General features: G+C 62.6%; 19 protein-coding genes. 15 read left to right on the forward strand and 4 right to left on the reverse strand.

Features of this window, described 5'->3' with window-relative positions; all coding sequences use genetic code 11:
• Positions 1 to 2: 2 nt before the first annotated feature.
• From N1937_RS31100 to N1937_RS31110, 3 genes are read left to right on the forward strand one after another with little or no spacing between them, the layout of a single operon-like run.
• A complete protein-coding gene (locus N1937_RS31100) occupies positions 3 to 284 on the forward strand; it encodes a sarcosine oxidase subunit delta (RefSeq protein WP_017968486.1) in 282 nt (93 codons plus the stop codon).
• A complete protein-coding gene (locus N1937_RS31105) occupies positions 281 to 3238 on the forward strand; it encodes a sarcosine oxidase subunit alpha family protein (protein WP_260060307.1) in 2958 nt (985 codons plus the stop codon). The genes N1937_RS31100 and N1937_RS31105 overlap by 4 nt, the downstream gene beginning before the upstream one ends.
• Positions 3231 to 3776, forward strand: a complete 546-nt coding sequence (locus N1937_RS31110) for a sarcosine oxidase subunit gamma (protein WP_260060308.1) — start codon at positions 3231 to 3233, stop codon at positions 3774 to 3776. The genes N1937_RS31105 and N1937_RS31110 overlap by 8 nt, the downstream gene beginning before the upstream one ends.
• A 23-nt stretch (positions 3777 to 3799) precedes the next feature.
• On the opposite strand, the gene N1937_RS31115 is transcribed toward N1937_RS31110, so the two are convergent.
• Together N1937_RS31115 and N1937_RS31120 are read right to left on the reverse strand one after the other, a co-directional pair.
• Positions 3800 to 4942, reverse strand: a complete 1143-nt coding sequence (locus tag N1937_RS31115) for a CpaF family protein (protein WP_260060309.1) — start codon at positions 4940 to 4942, stop codon at positions 3800 to 3802.
• Positions 4942 to 5064 carry a hypothetical protein gene (locus N1937_RS31120; RefSeq protein WP_260060310.1) on the reverse strand — a complete coding sequence of 41 codons (123 nt, stop codon included), beginning with the start codon at positions 5062 to 5064 and terminating at the stop codon, positions 4942 to 4944. The genes N1937_RS31115 and N1937_RS31120 overlap by 1 nt, the downstream gene beginning before the upstream one ends.
• A 517-nt stretch (positions 5065 to 5581) precedes the next feature.
• Between N1937_RS31120 and N1937_RS31125 the strand changes: the two genes are divergently transcribed.
• The 11 genes from N1937_RS31125 to N1937_RS31175 all read left to right on the forward strand — a co-directional run bounded on the left by N1937_RS31125 (position 5582) and on the right by N1937_RS31175 (position 15998).
• A complete protein-coding gene (locus N1937_RS31125; RefSeq protein WP_018246152.1) occupies positions 5582 to 5785 on the forward strand; it encodes a hypothetical protein in 204 nt (67 codons plus the stop codon).
• A gap of 13 nt (positions 5786 to 5798) precedes the next feature.
• On the forward strand, positions 5799 to 6362 hold the full coding sequence (locus N1937_RS31130; RefSeq protein WP_260060311.1) for an A24 family peptidase: 564 nt from the start codon (positions 5799 to 5801) through the stop codon (positions 6360 to 6362).
• A 5-nt stretch (positions 6363 to 6367) separates the two neighbouring features.
• Positions 6368 to 7165 carry a TadE/TadG family type IV pilus assembly protein gene (locus N1937_RS31135; protein WP_162115117.1) on the forward strand — a complete coding sequence of 266 codons (798 nt, stop codon included), beginning with the start codon at positions 6368 to 6370 and terminating at the stop codon, positions 7163 to 7165.
• Positions 7162 to 8805, forward strand: coding sequence for a TadE/TadG family type IV pilus assembly protein (locus N1937_RS31140; protein ID WP_260060312.1), 1644 nt, complete (start codon positions 7162 to 7164; stop codon positions 8803 to 8805). The genes N1937_RS31135 and N1937_RS31140 overlap by 4 nt, the downstream gene beginning before the upstream one ends.
• Positions 8777 to 9457, forward strand: a complete 681-nt coding sequence (locus tag N1937_RS31145) for a TadE/TadG family type IV pilus assembly protein (RefSeq protein WP_162115119.1) — start codon at positions 8777 to 8779, stop codon at positions 9455 to 9457. Before N1937_RS31140 ends, N1937_RS31145 begins: the two co-directional genes overlap by 29 nt.
• A gap of 1 nt (position 9458) precedes the next feature.
• Complete coding sequence (locus N1937_RS31150) at positions 9459 to 10385, forward strand: hypothetical protein (RefSeq protein WP_260060313.1); 927 nt, start codon at positions 9459 to 9461, stop codon at positions 10383 to 10385.
• On the forward strand, positions 10382 to 11338 hold the full coding sequence (cpaB, locus tag N1937_RS31155) for a Flp pilus assembly protein CpaB (protein ID WP_260060314.1): 957 nt from the start codon (positions 10382 to 10384) through the stop codon (positions 11336 to 11338). The genes N1937_RS31150 and cpaB overlap by 4 nt, the downstream gene beginning before the upstream one ends.
• A 20-nt stretch (positions 11339 to 11358) precedes the next feature.
• Positions 11359 to 13257, forward strand: coding sequence for an ATPase, T2SS/T4P/T4SS family (locus tag N1937_RS31160; protein ID WP_222280322.1), 1899 nt, complete (start codon positions 11359 to 11361; stop codon positions 13255 to 13257).
• Positions 13258 to 13351: 94 nt separating this feature from the next.
• Positions 13352 to 14215, forward strand: coding sequence for a type II secretion system F family protein (locus tag N1937_RS31165; protein WP_170261533.1), 864 nt, complete (start codon positions 13352 to 13354; stop codon positions 14213 to 14215).
• Complete coding sequence (locus N1937_RS31170) at positions 14212 to 15117, forward strand: type II secretion system F family protein (protein WP_170261532.1); 906 nt, start codon at positions 14212 to 14214, stop codon at positions 15115 to 15117. Before N1937_RS31165 ends, N1937_RS31170 begins: the two co-directional genes overlap by 4 nt.
• Positions 15118 to 15119: 2 nt before the next feature.
• Positions 15120 to 15998 (forward strand): FHA domain-containing protein, encoded by an 879-nt coding sequence (locus tag N1937_RS31175; protein WP_260060315.1) that lies wholly within the window; start codon positions 15120 to 15122, stop codon positions 15996 to 15998.
• Between the two features lie 122 nt (positions 15999 to 16120).
• Here N1937_RS31175 and N1937_RS31180 read toward each other — a convergent pair whose 3' ends face one another.
• On the reverse strand, positions 16121 to 16498 hold the full coding sequence (locus N1937_RS31180; protein WP_260060316.1) for a VOC family protein: 378 nt from the start codon (positions 16496 to 16498) through the stop codon (positions 16121 to 16123).
• A gap of 347 nt (positions 16499 to 16845) precedes the next feature.
• Between N1937_RS31180 and N1937_RS31185 the strand changes: the two genes are divergently transcribed.
• Positions 16846 to 17286, forward strand: coding sequence for a hypothetical protein (locus N1937_RS31185; protein ID WP_260060317.1), 441 nt, complete (start codon positions 16846 to 16848; stop codon positions 17284 to 17286).
• A gap of 83 nt (positions 17287 to 17369) precedes the next feature.
• Here N1937_RS31185 and N1937_RS31190 read toward each other — a convergent pair whose 3' ends face one another.
• A complete protein-coding gene (locus N1937_RS31190) occupies positions 17370 to 17681 on the reverse strand; it encodes a DUF982 domain-containing protein (RefSeq protein ID WP_260060318.1) in 312 nt (103 codons plus the stop codon).
• Positions 17682 to 17801 lie beyond the last annotated feature (120 nt).

The following is a 17801-nucleotide window of genomic DNA, read 5'->3' on the forward strand; positions in this document are numbered from 1 at the left end:
CGATGGCAAGCCTGATTTCCTGTCCCCATTGCGGCGCCCGACCGAAGGAGGAGTTCTCGATCCGCGGCGATGCGGGCCTTATCAGGCCGGCGCCGGATGCCGGTGCGGATGCTTGGTTCGATTATGTCTATCTGCGCGATAATCCGAGGGGCCGGCACAGCGAATTCTGGCACCACTCCTCCGGATGCCGGCGCTGGCTGATCGTCGAACGCGATACCGTCACCCATGCGGTCCATGGCGTCCGCGACGCCGCCCTTTCCAAGCTCGGCGGAGAACCGGCATGACGAGCTTCCGTCTTTCCTCCGGCGGCCGCATCGACCGCACGACTTCGCTCGGCTTCACCTTTGACGGCCGGCCGCTCGAAGGCCATCCGGGCGACACACTCGCCTCGGCGCTGCTTGCCAACGGCGTCCAGCTCGTCGGCCGCAGCTTCAAATATCACCGGCCACGCGGCATTCTGACGGCGGGCGCTGCCGAACCGAACGCGCTGGTGACGACAGGCAACGGCGGGCGCACCGAGCCGAATACACGCGCAACGATGATCGAGCTCTACCAGGGGCTGACGGCAAGGAGCCAGAACCGCTGGCCCTCGCTCGGCTTCGACGTCGGCGCGGTCAACGGGTTGCTGTCGCCCTTCCTCAGCGCCGGTTTCTACTACAAGACCTTCATGTGGCCGGCGGCCCTCTGGGAAAAGCTCTACGAGCCGGTGATCCGCAAGGCGGCGGGCCTCGGCAGGGCCTCCTACGAGGCCGATCCCGATTCCTACGAGAAATGCTGGGCGCATTGCGATCTGCTGGTGATCGGCGCCGGCCCGGCCGGTCTTGCCGCAGCGCTGACAGCTGGCCGTGCCGGGGCGCGCGTCATCCTCGCCGACGAGGGCCCCGAACTGGGCGGCAGCCTGCTTTCCGACAGCGGTTCTGTCGACGGCAAGCCGGCGGGCGCGCTTCTGAGAGAGCTGCTTTCCGAACTGGAGGGACTTCCGAATGTGCGGCGTCTGCCGCGCATGACGGTGTTCGGCTGGTACGACGACAATGTCTTCGGCGCCGTCGAACGGGTGCAGAAGCATGTGGCGATGCCCGATCCGGAACGCCCGGTCGAACGATTGTGGCGCATCGTCGCCCGCCAGGCGATCCTTGCAACCGGCGCAGAAGAGCGGCCGCTCGTCTTCGGCGGCAACGATATTCCCGGCGTGATGATGGCAGGCGCGATGCGCAGCTATCTCAACCGGCAGGCGGTCGCGCCCGGCAGAAGCACGGTCATCTTCACCACCAACGACGCCGGTTACAGCACCGCCGCCGATCTTGAAGCCGCCGGCCTCGCGGTCGCGGCGATCGTCGACAGCCGCGCGGATGGAGGTGGGAGTTGGCAGGGGCGCGCCGACGTGCTGAAGGGTGCCAGGGTCATCGATGCGTTTGGCGGCAAGCGCCTGCGCGGCGTCACCGTCAAGACCGCAGACGGCATCCATCGGATCGAAGCCGATGCGCTTGCCATGTCGGGCGGCTGGAGCCCGATAATTCATCTTGCCTGTCATCGCGGTGGAAAACCGCAATGGTCGCACGAGGCCTCGGCGTTTCTGGCGCCTGTCCAGCAGGAAGGACTGACCGTTGCCGGCTCGGCTGCCGGCATCGCGCAAACCGCGACCTGCCTCGGCGATGGCGCCGCAAAGGCAGCTGCCGCGTTGAAGGCAATCGGTTTCACAGCGGCGGAGCCGGCCTTTGGCGCGGCTTCCGAGACGGCTGCACAGGCAAAACCGCTCTGGTCGGTGAAGGGTTCGAAGGGCAAGGCTTTCGTCGATTACCAGAACGACGTGCATCTCAAGGACCTCGGCCTCGCCGTCCGCGAAGGCTACGGCCATGTCGAGCTCGCCAAGCGTTACACCACATCAGGCATGGCGACCGACCAGGGCAAGCTTTCCAATATCAACGCCATCGGCATTCTTGCCGAGGCGCGCGGCGTGTCGCCCGCCGAGGTGGGAACGACGACCTTCCGGCCCTTCTATACACCGGTTTCCTTCGGCGCCTTGACCGGGACATCGCGCGGCAAACATTTCCAGCCGGCCCGCAAATCGCCGCTGCATGGCTGGGCCGAGAAGAACGGCGCGGTCTTCGTCGAAACCGGCCTCTGGTATCGCTCGTCCTGGTTCCCGCGCGCCGGCGAGACGACATGGCGCCAAAGCGTCGACCGCGAGGTGCTGAACATCAGGATGAACGCCGGCCTCTGCGACGTCTCGACCCTCGGCAAGATCGAAATCTTTGGCAAGGATGCCGCGGCCTTCCTCGATCGCATCTATTGCAACGGCTTCGCCAAGCTTGCTTTGGGCAGGGCGCGTTACGGCATCATGCTGCGCGAGGACGGCTTCATCTATGATGACGGCACCACCAGCCGGTTCAGTGACGAGCATTTCTTCATGACGACGACGACGGCGCTGGCCGCCGGCGTTTTGACCCATCTCGAATTCTGCGCCCAGACGCTCTGGCCCGATCTCGACGTCTGCTTCGCCTCCTCGACCGATCAATGGGCGCAAATGGCCGTTGCCGGGCCGAAGTCGCGCCCCATTCTTCAGGAGATCGTCGACGAGGACCTGTCGGATGCGGCTTTCCCCTTCATGAGTGCCCGCAAGGTCACCCTCTTCGGCGGCCGCCTCGAAGGCCGGCTCTTCCGGATCTCCTTCTCCGGCGAACTCGCCTACGAGCTGGCAGTACCGGCCGGTTACGGCGAAGGCGTTGCCGATGCGATCATGGTATCAGGGGAGAAGCACGGCATCTGCGCCTATGGCGCCGAAGCGCTCGGCGTCATGCGCATCGAGAAGGGCCATGTCACCCATGCAGAGATCAACGGTACGGTGACGCCTGGCGATCTCGGTTTCGGCCGCATGGTCTCATCAACCAAGCCGGATTTCATCGGAAAGGCAATGCTGGCGCGCCAAGGGCTGCAGGATCCCGAGCGGCCGCGCCTCGTCGGCGTCAAGCCGCTTAATCCGGCAAGCGGCTTCCGCACCGGCTCGCATATTCTTGCCGACGGCGTTGCGGCGACGCTCGAAAATGACCAGGGCTACGTCACATCAAGCGCCTTTTCGCCGGGGCTCGGCCATACGATCGGCTTGGCGCTTGTCAAGCGTGGGCCGGAACGCATCGGTGAAAGGGTGACGGTCTGGAACGGCCTGCGCAACGAATTTACCGATGCGGTGCTCTGCCATCCCGTCTTCATCGATCCCGAAAACGAGAAGCTCCATGCGTGATCTTCCGCAACACAAACCGGTTCTGGCCGGAACGGCATACAAAAGCACCTCAGAGGCGGGCGTCCAGCTTGAAGCCTCGCCGGAGGGCCATCTCCTGCATGTGCTCGGCGCCATCGAGCCATCCGCGCTCGCCGCGGAATTGGTGAAAGCAGGCTTTGCGAAAAGTTCGATCCGCAAGGCGGGTTTCCGGCAATGGTTCGTCGCCGGCGATGAGCCGCTCATGCCCGCCAGCCTCGATGCTCTCGCGGCAGCGCTTGCGGGAAAGGCCTTCGTCATGGACCAGAGCCACGGGCGCGTGCGCATCGGCGTTTCCGGCCGTTGTTCGCGCGCACTTCTGTCACGAGGCACAGCCGTCGATCTCGATCCTTCCGTCTTTCCGGAAGGCCATTCGGCCATGACGATGGTCGGTCATCTCTCCGTGCAGATCGTCCGCACCGGCGATGACAGCTTCGAACTGACGGTCCTGCGCAGCTTTGCCGAAAGCCTCTGGGACGATCTCGCGCATATGGCGGCGAGCGCCGAAAAGGATGGCGTCTAACAGAGGAGGGTCTGGGATCGTTATTAAGCCATTTGCAGCGCGGCGGCACCGACCCATTCGGGGCGATCCGCGCCTTGCAGCTCTTCCACTGCATCGGCGGCAAAGCTCGGCACGACACCGGTCCAGAGCAGTGCGCCGTCGGGATTGGAATGACCGTCGCCCTCGAGCTTGTAGATGCTTTCGACGATATACTGGCCGTCATTGTTCAGGCCCTTGATCTCGGAGATCTCGATCACCCGACGCCGGCCGGTGCGCTTGAAGCGGGCGATCTGCACGACGACGTCGACCGCCGAGGCGATCTGGGCGCGCAGCGGCCGAAGCGGCATGTCGATATCCGACATCAGCGCCAGCGTTTCCAGCCGGTGCAGGGAGTCATAGGGTGTGTTCGCGTGCACCGTCGAAAGGCTGCCGCTGTGGCCTGAGGTCATCGCCTGGATCATATCAAGCGCCTCGCCGCCGCGGCACTCGCCGACGATGATCCGGTCGGGCCGCATGCGCAGCGACGAGCGGAACAGGTCGCGGATGCTGGCGCCGCCGCGACCGAAACGGTCGGGCTTGGTCACTTCGAGATAGACCACGTGTTCCTTGCGGATCTGCAGTTCGGACGTGTCCTCGATGACGATGACGCGCTCGTGGTCGGCAAAGGCTTCCGACAGCGCGTTCAGCATCGTCGTCTTGCCGGTGCCGGTGCCGCCGGAGATGATGACGTTCTTCTGCAGCCCGACGGCCGCCTGCAGCAGCGACAGCGATTCCTCCGTCAGGCTGCCCTGGGTGACGAGGTCGCGGATGCTGCGATGTTCTTTCAGGAAGCGGCGAATGGAGATGCAGAGCCCGGTGCGGGCGGCCGGCGGCTGGATCATCTGCACGCGCGAACCATCCGGCAGGCGCGCCTCGATGCTCGGCTCCTCGGGGGTCAGTCGCTTGCCTGAGAATTGCGCGATGCTGCGCGCGGCCGATTCCAGATCTTCGCGACTGGCAAAACGCGTATCGGCGCGTTCGAGCTTGCCTCGCCTTTCGACGAAGATGTCGGATGTCCCGTTGATCAGGATTTCGGACACGCTCGGATCGTCGAGGAGAAAACGGATCGGCCCGAGCAGCTTGTCCAGCGCCCGGGTCAGGACCTGGAAGGTTGCCTGTTCGGCAGCGTCGTCGGAAACGGCCTTCATCAGAGCGGCATCCCGACCAGGACCGTGCTCATGCCGAACAGTGTCGCCATCATCTGGACCGCGGTCGGAAAGAACATCATCAGTGGAATGAGGACCAATCCAAGTATTAAGATGCTGCTCATCGTTTCCATCGTTCTCTCTCCGGATCGACTGGCGGGCGACATCCGCCATTTTCCGAAAGCTTAATCCAGATCGCCAAACAACGCCATGGCCGGGCCCCGCGGAGGCAGTCATTATGATCGCCATATGCTGTTTCTTCTATCGCTTTGAAAGAATTGACCAATTATGGAGCAGTAGACGAGGCCTCGCCAGGTTGGCAAAAACTTCGGCCACGCAGCTAAAATCTTAGCCCGTTCAAGCGGTTAGTTGAAAAAATATGACGTCAACTGCGATTGTGCCGGCGATGCCTCCAAGACAATTGGAACCCTTCGTTTCGTTTGCTTGACGGAGGGCTGGCCTTGGGCGCACTCTTGGGTCTTAATGGTGTTGTTCAACAAACGTTGGCAGCCGGGGAAGATAAGCTGAAGCAGAAAATATCGTTGGATCGAGCAACATGCTCGTTCGGATCGATGGCGTATGCTTGGTTCATCTTCATCAGGGCTTCGAACCGAAACAAACCTGGGAATGAGGAGTAATCACATGTTTGGTAAACTCAAGACTCTCGCAATTGCACTTCACAAGGACGAGCGTGGCGACATGGCCCAGATCGTCCTGGCCGTCGCCCTGATCGTCATTCCGCTGATGCTGCTTCTGCTCGCATTCGGTAAGCAGATCGGCGAATGGTTCAATGAAAAGAACACGGCGCTCTCGGATGCCGAGAGAATTCCTGAGCCGGGTCAATAAGCGGGTCGGGATCATGGATACGACCTATGATCTGACCCTGATGCCTGCGGCGGCGGCTCTTGCCGTCGCCTGCACCATGACCGCGGCGGTGCTCGACCATCGCCACGGTCATATCCCGAACGCCGTCACCTATCCCTGCCTGCTTGCCGGGTTCATGTTGGCGGCAGTCAGCGGCGGTCTCGCAGGAACAGGGCTTGCCTTCGCAGGCCTCCTTGCAGCCGGCCTGATCTTTCTCATCGCCTTCGCAGCCGGAAGCTGCGGCGGCGGCGACGTCAAGCTGATGGCGGCGCTCGGCGCCATTCTCGGCCTCTGGCCCGCCATCGACGTCACCCTTGCATCGCTCATGGTCGGCGGCGTGATTGCCGTTTTCTCCATGGCGCGGCGTGTTCAGTGGAGCGTGCTGGCGCGAACGGTCGGACTGTTTGCGCTTCTCCTGCCCGCCGGTTTCCGCGACGCCGCTTCCGTGCTGAAGCCGCGCGAGACACATCATACCGTGCGCTTCGGCGTTGCCGCTGCTCTCGGACTTCTCTGGTGCCTTTTCATGCCTGATTTCACCCCTCTTTCACTCGTGAGGTAACGGCAATGCGCGCGGAACTCGAACGCCCCATCTTCGACGGCGCCTTCTGGAGTTCGATCCTGCACTCACGGACCTTCTGGATCCCAGAGGATCACGGCGCGCTCTTCGGTACCTTTGCGATCGCCATGATGCTGCTTGCCTCGATGCTGCTGCTGCCGCGGCTTTCCGCCCGCCGGCGCCGGATATCGGAGCTGCACGGCGATACCTCCGGCAGCACGACGATGATGGATTTCGTTCTTGTGACACCGGTCTTCGTCTTCTTCATGTTCGTGGTCTTCCAGTTCACGATCCTGGCCAAGAACCACCTCTTCACCCACTATGCCGCCTATGCGGCGGCGCGCAGCGCCCGCGTCTATTTCTGCCCGCCCCTGCCGATCACCATCCGGAGCATCATCGACGTCAAGACCTGCGATAACGATGCCGCCGCCGGCAAGGCCGATCTTGCCGCCCGCCTGGCGCTGATCCCGGCCGCACCCTACGACCAGCTGAAATGCGTCGGCGCCTGCCAGCCGCCGGAAGAGGCGCTGAAAAGCCTTGCCGATGCCTCGGGTCTTTCGAAGAACTGGCGGGCGATGCGCAACCAGGCCCGCTACATGTTCGATCCGCAGAACGTCACGGTGACCGTCGACCGCGCGCCGATGGCGCTCTATGCCGCCATCAACCGCTCGCCGCATGTGCCGGTCACCGCCAAGGTGGAAGCGCGCTTCCTGCTGCTCGAATATGCCGGCTGGGTTTTTGCCCGCGGTCAGAGGAAGGACGGCCGCTACTATACGATCTCGACGGCGGAGGTGAACCTGCTATGACACCGGCCCTCATCAAACGCCTGCACCGCGACGAACGCGGCTTCCTGTCGCCGATCATCCTCTATATGACGATCGCGCTTGCCCTGATGATCGTCTGGATCCTGAATACGGGACAGATGATCTACGACAAGCAGCGCACCCAGGACACGGCCGATGCCGCCGCTCTCGTCCATGCCGACTGGGAGGCGCGCTATCTCAACATCATGGCGATGAACAATGTTGCCTCGTCGCAGGCAACCGTTGTCATGGCGACGTCGGTCGCCTTTCAGCTGACGACGGCGGAACTTGCCCTGCGCTCGGGTGTCATTCTGGCGAAACTCGCCGAATATTCGTTCACGGAAGGCTTCGGGCCAGCGTCCCTGCTGCCTCCGCTTCCGCCAATGCCATATTGCCCCGGCTGGCAAAAAGTCCCGATCGTCGGTGGCATCATCTATGGGGCTTGCCTGGCGTTCCAGGGGTTCCGGGCGTTGGAAGCGGCCAAGGCGATCGGATATACGGTGGCGGCGCAAGTCAAATACAATCCTTTGGGCCTCATCGAGAAGTCCAGCGACATCATCGATGCGATGAACGAACTGAACGACTACCTCGTCGAAAGCTTTCCGCAGCGCGTCAGCAACGAAGCCCTGCATCTGGTGCGCTTGAACAAGTCGGATCACGTCGTCTTTCATCCGCCGTGTGAGTCCTGCAACGACGCCGGAGAGGGCGCCGGCGGTAACCTGCCGGTCGATCGTGACGGCATCAATCCCGCCTCGGCCTATGCTGAAATGTGCCTTGCGATGGCCAACGGCACCCAGGGACAGGACCCGTTTCTGATGCGCGGCGAGTTTGCCAATCGTGGGTTCCCCAACGGCAAGGGCCCGCTAACGGCAGGCGGAGTTGATGGCAGCCATATCCGAGACTGGGTCAACCACGAAAGCGGCGTCGACGATGCGCTGGTGGAGTTCTACATCTTCTACGAAGCCTTCGGCCCGGCCTATCTCAGCAAGGTTCCGTTCAAGGCGATCGTCGAGCAATATGCCGGCGATCTGAGCTGGCTGGAGGAAGCAGCGCTCGATGTCAGCTTCTGGCTGGCGGACAAGGTCTTCGGCGTTGGCTTCGGCATCACCAACCCCTTCCAGCTACCGATCGACGTGCCGCCGCGCTATTCCGATGCCCAGACGAAGGACGAGAACGATTTCACCCGCAAGTTCGACATGATCTGGAACCAGGTCTGCGGCCCAGCCGGTGGCGCGATTTCCGTGGCGGGTGCTCCCCTGCCCGTCATCTCCTTCCCGAAGCCTTACTGGCTGAAAGGACGCATCCCCTTCAACTTCACGCCTTTTGGAGGCGAGCAGCTCGACGACTACCAGACGCTGGCGATCGTTTCCCGCGCCCCGCGCGCCAGGCTGCAGATCCGCATCTTCAAGGACAAGACACCGTCCGCCTACGCGCTCGCGCAGAGCTGGGTCCACAATTACACGGCCTTCGATCTCTACACTCAGGACTGGCTGGCATCGCTTGCGCCCGCCACGCTTGCCGACGATATCGGTGAGGTTTCCAACACCATCAAGCAGAGCCCGGCGGCTGACAGCTTTACCGGCTTGACCCGCGTCTTCGATCGAGGAGGAGCCAATGCCTGGGCTGCCGTCAACACACACTGAGCCTATGGGCGGTCCTGCTGGCCGCGGGCTGCTGATGCGGCTGCACCGCGACAGGCGCGGTCTGGCCTCGATCGAATTTGTGCTCGCCGCGCCTGTTATCTTGCTGATCGTGATTTTCGTCATCCACGCGAACAAGATTTCCACCAAGAAGGTCGGAACCATGCTTGCGATGCGCAACGCCGCCTTCGCCGAGGCAAATGGGCTGGACTGCACGTCGGATTTCTCGAATGTCGTCCCGATCCCGGCTCTGCCGGCAGTGCCCGGGGGCGACGCCATCAACTGCTCGCGCACACCATCGCATGAAGGCGATGGCGACCCGCAGCGCACCTTTGTCTGGGACGATGTTCAAAATACCTTGAAGAGCGACGGCCGCGACTTCGGCGACATGGTCGGTGACCTCGCCAATGAGAAGCCGCAACTGGTCACCGCGACAGCCGACCGCGTCTACAAGTTCAGGGATTCCGACGATCTCGATACGATCAGGAGCCTCCGCTGGAAGGATGCGTTCACGGTGGACGATTCGACGCTGTTTGCCTCGCACAACAATGACACCACGAGCCACGGCTACGATCCGACGCTCCGCCGCGAAATCCGCGATGTCGCCGACGATTCCGGCGATCTGTTCGACGGCGTCTTTCCGGGAGCGAAATAAGATGAGACAGGGCTCGCGCATCTCCCATCATCCCCTCGGCCATCTCACCGGTTTGGCGCTCGTCATCGGGCTCGCCGCCGCCATGGCCACACCAGGCCGCGCCGAGATCTACAAGGATTTGAGGGTGACGCTGAATTCGATGCTGGCCGGAATTGTCGGCGCGCCGGAACGGGCGCCGCGCGATCTCGTCATCAACGGCCAGCCGCTTGAATTCACGCCCTATCAGAGCGATCGCAGCATTTCCGATATCACCGACGAATGGCTGCGGGTGCTGGCCGTCAATACAAGGCCCGCCATGCCGAAAAGCAATGACAGGCAAGAACTGACTGACGTCATCGCCGCCAACATGCTGATCGTCCCGAAGATGAGCCGCATCCGCGACGATCTTGCCGTGGTGGTGCGGTTCTTCGACGGCGACGGCGAGGCGGCCCTCGACTATCTCAGACGCCAGGATCCGGCCAATCCCTCGGCAAGGGCGCCGATCCCCGGCGTCTCGATCATGATCCGCCGTCCCGCCGACGCGCCGAGGACCGAGGTGCTGATGAGCCGCTTCGAGGATGTCGCGGCGACGCTGCCGGCCTTCGCGGCTGCGGCCGATGTCAGCAAGCTGCCGATGTCGCTGCGTCCGCCGGCCGGTGTCGAGGTGCTGAGCGATATCGGCGATCGCGACACGGGCCACACGTCGCGTACGGTCGTGTCTAAAGGCACGTTGTCGGCCACCCGCTGGTCGGATCAGCGCGCCGATCTTCTCGCCCGCGACGGCTTCACCATCGAGACGCCGCCGGCGCAGCACGGCGGGGTCACAGCACTTTATGGCCGGCGCGGCAGCGTCGAGGCCAATGTCTTGTACACCCGCAGTAAAACCGACGGCCGGACCGTCGAAGTCATCCAAATCAGGCAACCCTTCGTCGAAGGAACAACACCATGAACTGGAAGCTCATCGCGGCCGTCATCGTCGGGCTCATCACCGGCGTTCTGCTCTACTTCTGGACCGAGAGCGTCAAGAACGAGCAGGTGGCCTATGCCTTCATGCGGCTCCAGCCCGACAGGAAGGTGACGCGAGGTCAGGCGATCACGCCCGACATGCTCGCCGAACCGGTGATGCTGCCGGAAAGCTTCGGGGCGCTCGCCAAGCTCGCGGTTCCCGCGGCCAGCGCCTATCAGGAATGGTTGAAGGACAGGACGGCCGCCGCCGACATTCCGGCCGGCTCGGTGCTGCTCTTCCAGTATTTCGACGATAACGACGGCGGACGCCTGACGACGATGATCGCACCCGGCAAGCGGGCACTGACCCTTCCCGTCAACGCCGCCTCGGCAGTCGGCCATTTCGTCGAGCCGGGCAGCTATGTCGATATCCTCGGCACGGTCGACGAACCGGTCGAGCCCGTGGCGCCGGCCGCAGCAGCCCAGCCGGGAGCCCCTGGCCAGCCCGCTCCCGTGCCAGGTCAGCCCACCGTTCCTGGCCAGGCGCCGGCCGTAGCCGGACAGCCGCAGGCTCCAGCCCAGCCGCAGTCACCGGTCGAGCAGATGCTGAAGAACTATCTCACCCAGTATCCGGGCGCCGACGAGAACGATGTCAACGCTTACCGCAAACAGGCGCAGGACTATAAACTCGGCATCAGCTCGCGCACCCGCGTCGTCACCCGCACCTTCCTGCAGAATGTCAAAGTGCTGGCCGTCGGCGCGGCGACGACGGCGGAGGGTGCAGTCACCAAGGCCAACAGCACTTACAACAATGTGACCGTCGAAGTGACGCCGTCGGAAGCCGAAATGCTGATCTTTGCGATGGGCCAGTCGAACGGCAGCCTCAATCTCGTGCTGCGCAATCCGGCCGACAATACCGTCGAGGACCTGCCGAGCATCAACTGGACGCGGATGTGACCGTCGCGGGGGAATGAGCCATGCTGTTGAAGATTTCCTATGAGGACGGCAGCGGCCGGGAGGTGATCCCGCTCTCGGCGAACGAGACCTATTTCGTCGGCGAAAGCAGCACGCTGACGTTGCCCGCTGGCGCGGGCGTCGTGCGGCTGCGCGGCAGCCATGTCTCTTCGCCGCAATTCGTGCTGCGGAAATCGGGCCAGGGCTGGTCGGTGCAGCATCACGGCCGCAACCCGACGCGCGTCGACGATCAGCCGCTTCGAGCCGGCACGCCGGTTGCGGTTTCGGCCGGCATGTCGATCTGGGTGCCGAACGTCACGATCGAGCTCGTCGAGCCGGCCGCCGCCCCCGTAGCGGTCACGCAGTTTCCCGATCAGGAACGCGTGCTCGCCTTGCAGATGGAAATTCACGAGCGCCTGCTGAAGGACACGCAGTATGACCGGCTGGTAAAATCCTCCGATTTCGGCCGCGAGGAGACGCGCACCCGTATCCGTGAGCGTCTCGACATGTTCATCAAGGAGGCGCTCGACGGCGCGCCGCAGGATCTCGTCATCCTCGTCATCAAGAACGCCGTCTATCGGTGGCTGGCAAAACGCATCGCCCGGACGGGGCGGCGTGACGCCTCGTCGAATGCCGCAAGCCTCTCGCGTGAGGAGCAGGACAATCGCCGCCTGTTCGATGTCGGCAAGGCGCTGATTTCGGCCCTGCAGCTCAAGCTGAACTTCGAATCCACCCGCTCGGACTTCGCCCAGCTCGACACGCGGTTCAGCGCCGCTTTCCAGTCCCGGCAGGCTCTATTCAACGCCGGCGACCGCTACGAGATCGCCCATATGCACCTGCGCTCCAATATCGAGGAGCTGATGTATCGCTGGGGGACGATCTCCGAACTGATGGATCTCGATGTCATCTCGGAAATCATGGTGACGCGCTACGACGAGATCTACGTCGAGAAATTCGGCCTGCTGGAGCGCTACCCCTTCGCCTTCGCCAACGAGCGGCAGTTGATGAAGGTGATCGAGCGCATCGCCGTCGATTCCAACCGCTCGATCAACGAAAGCGAGGCGATGGCCGACTTCCGCATGCCGGACGGCTCGCGCGTCAACGCCGTCATTCCGCCGCTGGCGGTCAAGGGCGCTTGCCTGACCATCCGCAAGTTCGGCGGCAAGTCGCGGCTCGATATCAGCAAGCTGGTGACCGCCGGCGCGCTCAGCGAGCCGATGCGTGCCTTCCTCGAGGCAGCCGTCCGCTCGCGCAAGAACATCGTCGTCTCAGGCGGCACAGGCTCCGGCAAGACGACGCTCTTGAACAGCCTGTCTCAGTTCATCCCGGTCGGCGAGCGCGTCGTTGCCGTCGAGGACACGTCGGAACTGCAGCTCGATGGGATCCACGTCGTCTATCTGCAATCGCGGCCGAAGACGGCGGAGTCCGAGACCAGCGTCACCATCCGCGACCTCGTGCGAAACGCGCTGCGCATGCGTCCCGACCGCATCATCGTCGGCGAGTGCCGTGGTGCGGAGGCGATCGACATGCTGCAGGCGATGAACACCGGCCATGCCGGCTCGATGACAACGGCGCATGCCAACACACCGCAGGACATGATGACCCGCCTGGAAGTGATGGTGCTGCAGGGGCAGAGCTCGCTGCCTGTCATGGCGATCCGCCAGCAGATCGTTGCCGCCGTCGAGCTCGTCGTGCAGCTCAACCGCCTGGCGAACGGCCGGCGCGCCGTCACCGAGATATCGGAGGTAATCGGCATCGATCCGGATACCGGCCTCATCATTGTCGAGCCGATCTTCAATCTCGTCGGCCGCGCCGGCGGCCAAGCCGTGCATGCCTTCACCGGCTACCTGCCGAGCTTCGTCGCCGAGCTCGTCGAGTTCAACGACGACGGCGAGATCGAAAAACTGGACATGTTCGTCTAGTGCGGTTCCAGAACCGCTCTAGGCTTTTGTTTTTACGCAATTCAGGACGGAAACCGCTTCGCACTTTTCCTGGAATTGCTCTGAGGGGGAAGCCATGGATATCAGCATTCTGCAGATTTTTACGGTCGCCCTCGGCGCGGTCACAGTGGGACTGCTCGTCTGGGGCGCGCCGGTGCGCTGGCCGGCGCCGTTGCTGCGCGCCACCGAACGTGACATTGCGCTCGCCAGCGAGGCAGCACAGGTCTTCGGGCGCGATGCCGTTCCGCCCTATACGATGATCCTCGCCTACGGCATCACGGCGATCGTCGTCTTCGTGGTGATCTCACTGATCTTCGGGCCGATCTTCGGTTTCATCGTCGCAATTCCCGTCGCGATCTTCCTCCCCAAGGGCGTGATCCGATATTTTCTGCAGCGTCGCTGGCTGCAGATCGAATCGCAGCTTCCCTACGCCGTCGACCAGATCGTCTCGGCGGTGCGCACCGGCAAGCCGCTCGCCATCGCCGTCAATGCGGTGGCCGATACCGGCCAGATGCCGGCCTCGCGCGAGTTCGAGCGGATCGCCCGCGAACAGAAGCTCGGCATCGGCCTGGTCGAGGCGCTCGACCGCCACGGCCGCAACGTGCCGAGCCTGCATTTCAAGATGGTCGATGCGGCCCTCGGCCTCTTTGCCCGCCAAGGCGGCGACATTTCCGAACCGCTGACCGAAATGTCGAAATCATTCAAGGAAATCTGGAAGCTCGATCAGAAGATCACGACCTCGTCGTCGCAGGCGCGGATGAATTTCCGCGTCGTCAACGGCGGTGCGCTGTTCATGATCCTGATGATCTTCTTCGGCCAGCCTGAACTGATCGACAAGGTGTTCGGCAACGCCATCGGCATCGTCATCGCGATCGTCGGCGCCATTCTCTATGCCACCGGTTTCTTCTGGATGCGCTCGATGATGAAGGTGTCGGTATGATATCTCAGATACCCCTCGCCCCGATTGCCGTCGTCTTTGCCGGGATCACCGCTGCGCTGTTCGTCTGGTGGATCGGCGATCTGCTCGGCAGCATTCACGTGGTGCGCCGGTCCGCCGGCGGCGATGGCCCGCCACCCAATATCGTCGACAGCATCGGCATGCGCACCCCGGTCGAATTCGTGCTGACGCATTTCGAGCCGCTCCTGGCCGATTACGGCGCGCAACTCGAGCAGAAGCTGATCTATGCCGGTCGGCCGTTCGGCGGCGTCACGGGGCGGGAATATATCGCGCTTCTCGTGGTCTTAAGCCTCTTCGGTTTCGTCGTGCTCGGCCTGCTGTTCGGCATCGCCAGCGGCAGCGTGATCGGCGGGCTGGTGGCCGGGCTGATCCTCGGCCTGATCCCCGCCATCTATTTCTGGGTCGTCGCCGACGACAAGGCGCAGGACCGCAAGGAACGCATTTCGCGCGAATTCCCCTACTTCCTCGATCTCGTCGTCATGACGCAGCAGGCGCAGGCGACCTTGCCAGAAAGCCTGAGGCTCTATGCCGAGGCCGCACCCGGCACCGTCATGAGCGAGGAAATCGAACAGACGCTGAAGGACGTGGCGCTCGGCACCGGCATGATCGAGGCGTTGCAGCGGCTGGAGCGCCGCATGACCGCCGAGGAGGTCATCCGCGTCATCCGCGCCGTGATCCAGGGCGAAGTCGAGGGCAGCAACCGTGTCGAGCTGTTGCGCGAACATGCGCGCGACCTGCGCTTCCGCCGCTGGGAAAAGGCCGACAGGGCCAGTGAAAAGCTGAAGGCCAAGATCGTCATGCCGGCGATGATGATCGTCGTGTCGATCCTGCTTCTGGTGCTGGCGCCTGCAATTGTCGAGATGATGTCGAGTGGGATGTTCTGATCATGGCCTTTTTTTCCTTCTTTCGCGGAAACAAACCAAGCCTTCTGCAGACCGGTCCCGGCGGCCAGAGCCGCAGCCATGTGCTCGACCGGCCGGAAATGTCGATCGGCCGGGCGGCTAATGCCGATATCGTCGTCGACGATCCGTTTCTGGGGCCGATCCATGCGCGTATCGAGCGGCAGAGCGATGGCGGCTTCATCATTCGCCGCATGGGGCTGAACCCGATCATGCTGCGCGGCGAAGCGCTGTTGCAGACGGCCTCGCTGAAATCAGGCGACAGCTTCCGTCTCGGCAAGGACGTCGAATTCCAATTCGTCGTCAAGGCCGCCGCCAAGGAAGCACCGAAGAAGCAGACCTCCAAGGCAAGTGATGGCAGGCCGAAAAAATCGCTCCTCAAACAGCCGGCCTTCCTGGCCGGCATGGGGGTCGTCTATCTCGCCATCGTCGGCATCATCGGCTACGTGATCCTGTCCGGCGGCAGCAGCGCGGAAACTGGCCCGACGGCCGAGCGCATCAATGCCGAAGCGGCCCGCATTCCGACATGCATCAAGAATGCCCGCCGCATGCGTGAGGTTTCCGAGCAAAGTTTCAACGGGGCCGTCGGCGGCCGCGTCGGTAGGGACGGCGAGGCAACCTATGCCGCCCTTTCGCTGGCAGCCGAACCGTCTGACGACGCCGCGCTGGCAAAGGCCGCCCAGCCGATCGTCGAGGCTTACAAACGCACCGCCCTTGCAGCCCTTGCCTCGGAAAACCGCGGCAACAACACGCTGGCGCAGAGCCTCTACCAGCAGACCTACGATCTCGTCCCCGACATCAACTGCTCGGCGGCGCGCTTCGCGCTGCAGCGGCGGGCTGCGGTGAAGCCGGTCGCTAGACGGTGATTGCCAGTCCTGCCACCGCTGCGCGATGACCCTTATCGCAAGGTCGGAGCCAACCGTGTGTCTAGACTGTCGAAGAAAATTGGAGCCGCCGATGGATGAACCACTGTTCAAACGCCTGGACATCAGCTCGGATGACGACTGGTCACTCTGACATAATAGCCGTCAGGATCGACAAGACGAAAATCATGCAGCCCCCAAGGCTGTAGAGCAAGATCGGAGACCGGCCAGCCGCTCTCTTTTGCCGTGCGATAGACACCCTCAACGTCAGCGACCTTCAAGACGATCTCGACGCCGAGGCCAGCTCTCTGGCCGGTATCGATCCGTAGCGGATGATCGGTCGAAAGGACGCTACGCGAATTGATCGCGATCACCGCGTCACCGTTTTTCAACATCGTGTATTCGGTGCCTGGCGAGCCCTGGACTTCAAAGCCCAGAACCCGCCGATAGAAATCAAGCGATTTTTCAGGGCTCTCGACAAATAACTCCAGACTCAGATGCAACTGGTGCCTCCCTTTTTGCATAGAATGAATGCTGTTGCCAGAAGGGGCAGACGAGCTTGATGCTGGCGCGCTTCATTTGGAGAGGTACTTGTTCAAGAATGCTCAACGCGGTCAAAGGTTGTGGGTTCGTGCAGGCAATCCTGTGTCAGCGAAGCCTTAGCTGCCACCGGCCCTGCCACCGAGACTATGTTTGCCATCCGCCTCGCTTTGTGACGGCCTTTTCGCAGCCGGATTCTGGCCGCGTGTTTGGAACTAATGACGAGCGAGACTGTTTCAGCAGTGACTTTGGCATGGCGCTTACGTTCCCTCCTGGCTGGGTAAGCCTCGATTTTGAGGAGACTCGCATCATGAAGATTTCATCCGGATTTCGTTCAGTCGCGGCTGCGGTTATCGCTGCAGCAGCAATCAGCTTTGCCGGCTCCGCGCATGCCGACAGCGGCACGATCAACTTCTCAGTCTACAAGGCTGCCTTCTTTGTGGGTGGTTCTGGAGGCGAGGGCACGCTGACCTTCCATGGTCGCCACTATCCCATCTCTGTCGGCGGCATTTCGGGCGGCCTCGCTTTCGGGGCTTCTAAGACCTATTTTCATGGTGCCGTTCGCCACATTCGCCGCGCCCGGGATGTGACGGGGGTCTACGGTGCGGCGGGCGGTGGCGGCGCGGTCGGCAAAGGGGCACAGGTAATTGTCATGACCAATGACAAGGGCGCCCAACTCGAGCTCTCAGGCAAGCAGGTAGGCCTGCAAGTCAACGCCGATCTCAGCGGCATTGCCATCACGGTCAAGTAAGGGCCGTCGTTCCTTCACGCCGAGCCCAAGACTGCTCCTGGCGCAAATGTAACGTCGATAGGCGGGTACCCTGGGAACAAGGCCTATGTTGGCATCATTGGGGGAAGGTCCGGTCGTCGCTCTCCAATTCCCTGCCGGACGAGCGATAGAGTAGCGATACCGGCCTCGTCGGCCGCACGCAGAAGCGCTTCCCGGAATTGTTCCGGGGCAATCTTCCCGCTCAATGCGTCGACGCAGGCTTTGACGGCAGCCACATATTCCTCGCCGTCATCGCAAGGCCAGTCGTTGATCAGGAGACGCGCCGCGTCGCCCAGCGTCCATACGATCTTGCGAGATGCCGGGCCTCGCAAGGCAAACCCAACCGGCGTGAATGCTGATGATGTGTTCCAGCACATTGTCCTCGACCCCTCAAGGCACGGATACTGCAGTCCCCAGTTCAATATACGCGCGTATTTTGAAATTTGGAATTGAAATTTGTCGAATGATGCGGCTTGAACGCGAGCTGCCAAATGAAG

The sequence above is a fragment of the Rhizobium sp. WSM4643 genome, assembly GCF_025152745.1.
In the GTDB taxonomy this organism is placed as follows: domain Bacteria; phylum Pseudomonadota; class Alphaproteobacteria; order Rhizobiales; family Rhizobiaceae; genus Rhizobium; species Rhizobium leguminosarum_I.

What these genes read in the sequence shown, in the direction of transcription:
- N1937_RS31100 (WP_017968486.1), top strand. Translation starts at nt 3, where the DNA reads ATGGCAAGCCTGATTTCCTGTCCCCATTGCGGCGCCCGACCGAAGGAG.
- N1937_RS31115 (WP_260060309.1), bottom strand. Translation starts at nt 4,942, where the DNA reads ATGAAGGCCGTTTCCGACGACGCTGCCGAACAGGCAACCTTCCAGGTC.
- cpaB (WP_260060314.1), top strand. Translation starts at nt 10,382, where the DNA reads ATGAACTGGAAGCTCATCGCGGCCGTCATCGTCGGGCTCATCACCGGC.
- N1937_RS31145 (WP_162115119.1), top strand. Translation starts at nt 8,777, where the DNA reads ATGCCTGGGCTGCCGTCAACACACACTGAGCCTATGGGCGGTCCTGCT.
- N1937_RS31165 (WP_170261533.1), top strand. Translation starts at nt 13,352, where the DNA reads ATGGATATCAGCATTCTGCAGATTTTTACGGTCGCCCTCGGCGCGGTC.
- N1937_RS31185 (WP_260060317.1), top strand. Translation starts at nt 16,846, where the DNA reads ATGAAGATTTCATCCGGATTTCGTTCAGTCGCGGCTGCGGTTATCGCT.
- N1937_RS31140 (WP_260060312.1), top strand. Translation starts at nt 7,162, where the DNA reads ATGACACCGGCCCTCATCAAACGCCTGCACCGCGACGAACGCGGCTTC.
- N1937_RS31135 (WP_162115117.1), top strand. Translation starts at nt 6,368, where the DNA reads ATGCGCGCGGAACTCGAACGCCCCATCTTCGACGGCGCCTTCTGGAGT.
- N1937_RS31125 (WP_018246152.1), top strand. Translation starts at nt 5,582, where the DNA reads ATGTTTGGTAAACTCAAGACTCTCGCAATTGCACTTCACAAGGACGAG.
- N1937_RS31150 (WP_260060313.1), top strand. Translation starts at nt 9,459, where the DNA reads ATGAGACAGGGCTCGCGCATCTCCCATCATCCCCTCGGCCATCTCACC.
- N1937_RS31105 (WP_260060307.1), top strand. Translation starts at nt 281, where the DNA reads ATGACGAGCTTCCGTCTTTCCTCCGGCGGCCGCATCGACCGCACGACT.
- N1937_RS31160 (WP_222280322.1), top strand. Translation starts at nt 11,359, where the DNA reads ATGCTGTTGAAGATTTCCTATGAGGACGGCAGCGGCCGGGAGGTGATC.
- N1937_RS31110 (WP_260060308.1), top strand. Translation starts at nt 3,231, where the DNA reads ATGCGTGATCTTCCGCAACACAAACCGGTTCTGGCCGGAACGGCATAC.
- N1937_RS31190 (WP_260060318.1), bottom strand. Translation starts at nt 17,681, where the DNA reads ATGTGCTGGAACACATCATCAGCATTCACGCCGGTTGGGTTTGCCTTG.
- N1937_RS31120 (WP_260060310.1), bottom strand. Translation starts at nt 5,064, where the DNA reads ATGAGCAGCATCTTAATACTTGGATTGGTCCTCATTCCACTGATGATG.
- N1937_RS31130 (WP_260060311.1), top strand. Translation starts at nt 5,799, where the DNA reads ATGGATACGACCTATGATCTGACCCTGATGCCTGCGGCGGCGGCTCTT.
- N1937_RS31170 (WP_170261532.1), top strand. Translation starts at nt 14,212, where the DNA reads ATGATATCTCAGATACCCCTCGCCCCGATTGCCGTCGTCTTTGCCGGG.
- N1937_RS31175 (WP_260060315.1), top strand. Translation starts at nt 15,120, where the DNA reads ATGGCCTTTTTTTCCTTCTTTCGCGGAAACAAACCAAGCCTTCTGCAG.